The following is a 4,347-nucleotide window of genomic DNA, read 5'->3' as shown; positions in this document are numbered from 1 at the left end:
GATTCTGGCCGTGAATCTGGACAGATTATACAACTTCACAGATGGTGGGAACTAGGGTTTTCCAAAAGTTTTCTTGCTATCACTTCATCCTTCCATCTTTCTTCAGCTACCTTTTTACCTTCTCTTCCCATCTTCGATCTTAAATGTTTATCTGAAAGTAGCGTTAAAAGCTTCTCAGCTATCTCTTTAGGGTTGTTTGGATCAACTGAGAACCCAGTTTCACTATCTTCAATCATGTAAGGAATCCCTCCAACTCTTGAAGCAATTACTGGAGTTCCAGTTGCCATTGCTTCTGCAATTACCATTCCAAGGGTAAAGGTATTTAAGAAAACAGAACACATAAAAAAGAAGAGACCAAAAAGTACAACTACCAGAACTAAGAATCTTTAGAATTGAAAAATTTATAAGTTCCTTGGCGATGTGGACTTAATAATCACCAAATTGAATCTATTCAGGTGAGTTTAATGGATCAGACAACTCTCGCGCTGCAGAAGATAGCAAGAGGAGCTGGGATTATTCTTGCGGGAATAGTTATTTCAATGTTCTTTGGCTTTTTGATTAGAGTTATAATTGCAAGGTATTTTTCTGTTGAAGAGTATGGAGTACTTAATTTTGTGTTAATCGTTCTGAGTATTACCTTAGTTTTGAATAACTCTAGGTTTTTTACAATTACATTCTGAGTACTGGAAAAAGAGTTTCTAGATTTGGGAATAATTGGGAAAGCATTTGGTGAAAGTTTTTAAATACCATTCCTAAGTGAAGTTTAAGGGAGGTCGGAAAAATGCTTGAGCTTCTAAAACAGGAGTTCAGAAACTTCAAAAGCCCACTTTACAAGAACTCCATATATATCTCTCTGGCATCTTTAACTAGTGCTGTTGCAGGTTTTCTCTTCTGGGCCATCGCTGCAAGGCTTTATCCTGCAGAAGATGTGGGAGTTGCGAGTGCCATCGTTTCGGCTCTTAGCCTAACGTTCCAACTCTCAATGCTGGGCATGAACTTTGCGATAATAAGATTTTACCCCGAATATAAGGAGAAAGCAGTAAGTAGTGCCCTCCCAGTAACGGGCGTAGCAGGTGTAGTCCTCTCGATCGCCTATGGGTTACTTATGCTTAATTCGGAGTCATTTAAGGAGTTTGGGTGGGATTTTCTGGGACTTTTTGTGCTGTTTTCAGTTATCGGAACGTTTTATAACGTCTTATCCACATATGCAATAGCCCGGAGGCAGGCCGAGCATGCTTTTTTGCAGAACCTTCTATTCGCAGGGAGGTTTGTATTTCTGGTGTTTTTAACCTCACTGGGAGTACTTGGCATAATCTCATCCTTTGGGTTAGGGCTTATTCTCGCCGTGGGGTACGCCGTTTTCATGGTGGGTATCCCGACGATAAAGATGGACAGAGAGTTCATCAGGGAGGCCTTCAACTTTTCAGTGGGCAATTACTTGGCCAACATAGCGAATATAGCTCCCAACTACTTCATGCCGACACTGGTCTTGAGCATGTTGGGAAAAGAGGAAGCGGCTTACTTTTACATTGCTTTTTCAATAGGAAACCTCATCTTGTTTGTGCCAAACGCGATAAACACTTCCTTCTTCGTTGAGGGAAGCCATGGGCTTAAAAACATGAGGAGGACTCTAAAGAAGGCAATAACTTTCAGTTATGCATACTTGATTGCTGCTATCATTGGAGTGTGGAGTTTTGGAGGCTATGTTTTAAGGTTCTTTGGTGAGGGATACGTTGGAGGGCTGCCCTTGTTGAGGCTTATGGCTTTCTGTGGGTTCCTTGTTGTGCTCGTGAACTTTGCCCTAACGGTGCTGAACATCCAGAAGAGGGTGAAGGATATAGTGGTGATAAATACGCTAAAAGCCGTGTTATTCTTAGGGCTGAGTTATTTACTGGTGCCGAAGATGGGAATTATGGGAGTAGGATTGGGCTGGATTGGAGCTTATTTAGGGGTTATCGGAGCTTTAGGAGTGATTATTAGAAAAGAAATTTAAAAGTTCTCCTGCAGTCTTTCCCCATGAGAACCTCTTGTTAACCGCTTTCTTTGATATAGTACTCATCTTTCTGCGTAACTTTGGGCTTTCCATAAGGAGGGTTGCTGCAGATACTACATAATTAACTTCATTCTCAACAAGTATCCCTTCTGAGGGATCTCTTATTGCTTCTGGGACCCCTCCAACCTTGCTTGCTATTATTGGCTTCCCGATTGCCATAACTTCAAGTAAAGCTAATGATAATCCTCCTTCTCCGAAGGTTATGTGAGTATAAACATCTGATAAAACTGTGGCAACATGGGGATTTTCAAGGTCTCCTGTGAAGATCACTCTATTTTCAACACCAAGCTTCTGTGCAAATCTCCTCAGTTCTTCAACAAATCTACCATTTCTTGTTAAAATCAGGTAAAAATTGTCCGGAAGATAGAGCAAAGCTTGAATAAGAAGCTTGGCTCCTTCAGCCTTTGCTTTTAGAGCTGTAAGACCGTGTCCGAGAAGATAGAAATTAGATTCTTTGATTCCAAATTTCTCTTTAAAGCTTTTGATCTCATCTTCTTTTGGATATGGATAAATAACGCTTGGTGCTCCGTAAAGAACACCCCATCGAGATGAGACTTTAAGAGCGCCACTATTTTCTATATTTTCCTTAAGAGCCTTGCTCACGAACAATATCCAATCAAACCTTGAAAGCACGAAAGTCATCAACAATCTTTCAATAACTCTAACAATCTTCTGTTTTACACTTTTTGGTGGGTCATAGTGGGTATGATAAAGATGAATTATCTTCGCTTTTGGATGAAGCATTTTGTAAATCATCGTTGGAATTGCTGTAAACCAACCCCCTTGCGATAGAACGAATTTCGGTCTTAATTTATTGAGTCGCCTAGTAGCTTTAATGACGTAGAATATCTTATTTTCGGGCAGTTTTTCTTCTACTTCTGTTGGGTTTCCTTCTCGAATTAGCAAAAATAAACGGATACCTCTCTTTTGGAGGGCTTTGACAAGGTTTTGAGTGTAGACTTTTACTCCTCCTCCATCGGAATTAAGGCCATAATTAGATACTATTGCTAAATCCAAATTTGGTTCATCTCTTGGTATTTTTATCTTGTTCTATTGCAGAAAAATACATTTCCAAAAGTTTTCTTGCTATCACTTCATCCTTCCATCTTTCTTCAGCTACCTTTTTACCTTCTCTTCCCATCTTCGATCTTAAATGTTTATCTGAAAGTAGCGTTACAAGCTTTTCAGCTATCTCTTTAGGGTTGTTTGGATCAACTAAGAATCCAGTTTCACCATCTTCAATCATGTAAGGAATCCCTCCAACTCTTGAAGCAATTACTGGAGTTCCAGTTGCCATTGCTTCTGCAACTGCCATTGGAGTGGTTTCTTGGAACGAAGTCAAAGCAATAATTGAGGCTCTAGAATAAAGTTCTAACATTTTTTCATAAGGTACTTTACCAGCAAATTCAACGTTAAGATTAGTTTCCTTTGCAAGACTTCGCAATTTTATCTCATAATTTTTGTCTTTTGGACCGCCAGCAAAAATTATTCTGTAATCTTTTAACTCTTTTTCAAGTATAGATATTGCTTTAAGAAAACCTAACTGATTCTTAAGCGGTATTAAAGTAGCAGGATACAAAATCACCGGTTCTTCTCTCTTTTCAACTTTAAAAAACTCCTCTGAAACAGGATTTTCAATAACTACCGCTTTTGACGTATCAAAACCTTTTGAGTTTAGCTCTTCTAAAACATAAGGAGATATTGCTACGAATTTTGTAAACTTTTTATGGTACGCTCTTAGCCTTTTTTCATAAAGATAATACCATAATTTTGCGTATAGACTCTTTTTAAACATTTTTTCTTTCCAAACTATACCATGAAGGGTAAAAATAGTAGGGACTTTCTTCAGGATCCACGGTAGAGTTTCATACAAGTTATGTGAGTGTACGATATCTGGCTTTTCAAGTTTTCTTGCTGTAAGAAGAGCCTGAAGTTCCCCAGTAAATGTTACAGGTGGAAGCCTTTTTGTTCCAACGATTTTGATGTTGTCCGTTAATTTTTTGCTTTTGATTTTATCATTGATAGAAAGAAAGGTGATTTCAATATCTTCTCTTTCCAACTCTTTATTTATCTTTATGAACCCCTTAAGTGTGTTATAAGCTACTGTTGACGGGCCCCCATATGGCTTAGATACTTTTGGTGCTATAATTAAGATTCTCATTTCAGCATACCTCTTTGATAACTTATTAAAGCTTTAGTTAAAAAGGTATCTAAGTGCGAGTTGATACTGTTAGGATAAGCTGTGGGGTGTCAGGTTTAAGTTACTGGCAGTACTTTAGAAAAAGAAGGGGGAA

Annotated in this window: 5 protein-coding genes; 2 read left to right on the top strand and 3 right to left on the bottom strand. The window is 38.6% G+C overall.

All coding sequences use genetic code 11. The annotated features are described in order from the left end of the window. Positions 1-35: 35 nt before the first annotated feature. On the bottom strand, positions 36-341 hold the full coding sequence (locus THEPK_RS03610) for a glycosyltransferase (RefSeq protein WP_255346945.1): 306 nt from the start codon (positions 339-341) through the stop codon (positions 36-38). Positions 342-464: 123 nt separating this feature from the next. Between THEPK_RS03610 and THEPK_RS03605 the strand changes: the two genes are divergently transcribed. Together THEPK_RS03605 and THEPK_RS03600 are read left to right on the top strand one after the other, a co-directional pair. After that, positions 465-680 (top strand): polysaccharide biosynthesis-like protein, encoded by a 216-nt coding sequence (locus tag THEPK_RS03605; RefSeq protein ID WP_052315883.1) that lies wholly within the window; start codon positions 465-467, stop codon positions 678-680. A gap of 101 nt (positions 681-781) precedes the next feature. After that, complete coding sequence (locus THEPK_RS03600; protein WP_042698449.1) at positions 782-1,993, top strand: lipopolysaccharide biosynthesis protein; 1,212 nt, start codon at positions 782-784, stop codon at positions 1,991-1,993. Here THEPK_RS03600 and THEPK_RS03595 read toward each other — a convergent pair. Next, positions 1,964-3,070, bottom strand: coding sequence for a glycosyltransferase family 4 protein (locus THEPK_RS03595; protein ID WP_232194520.1), 1,107 nt, complete (start codon positions 3,068-3,070; stop codon positions 1,964-1,966). The two genes, THEPK_RS03600 and THEPK_RS03595, sit on opposite strands and share 30 nt — an antisense overlap. A gap of 7 nt (positions 3,071-3,077) precedes the next feature. Then, positions 3,078-4,214, bottom strand: coding sequence for a glycosyltransferase family 4 protein (locus THEPK_RS12510; RefSeq protein ID WP_083965025.1), 1,137 nt, complete (start codon positions 4,212-4,214; stop codon positions 3,078-3,080). Positions 4,215-4,347: the final 133 nt, after the last annotated feature.

Source organism: Thermococcus sp. PK (genome assembly GCF_000430485.1).
Lineage (GTDB): Archaea > Methanobacteriota_B > Thermococci > Thermococcales > Thermococcaceae > Thermococcus_A > Thermococcus_A bergensis.
The sequence above is the reverse complement of the archived record's forward strand: the minus strand, read 5'-3'. Positions and strand labels throughout refer to the sequence as shown.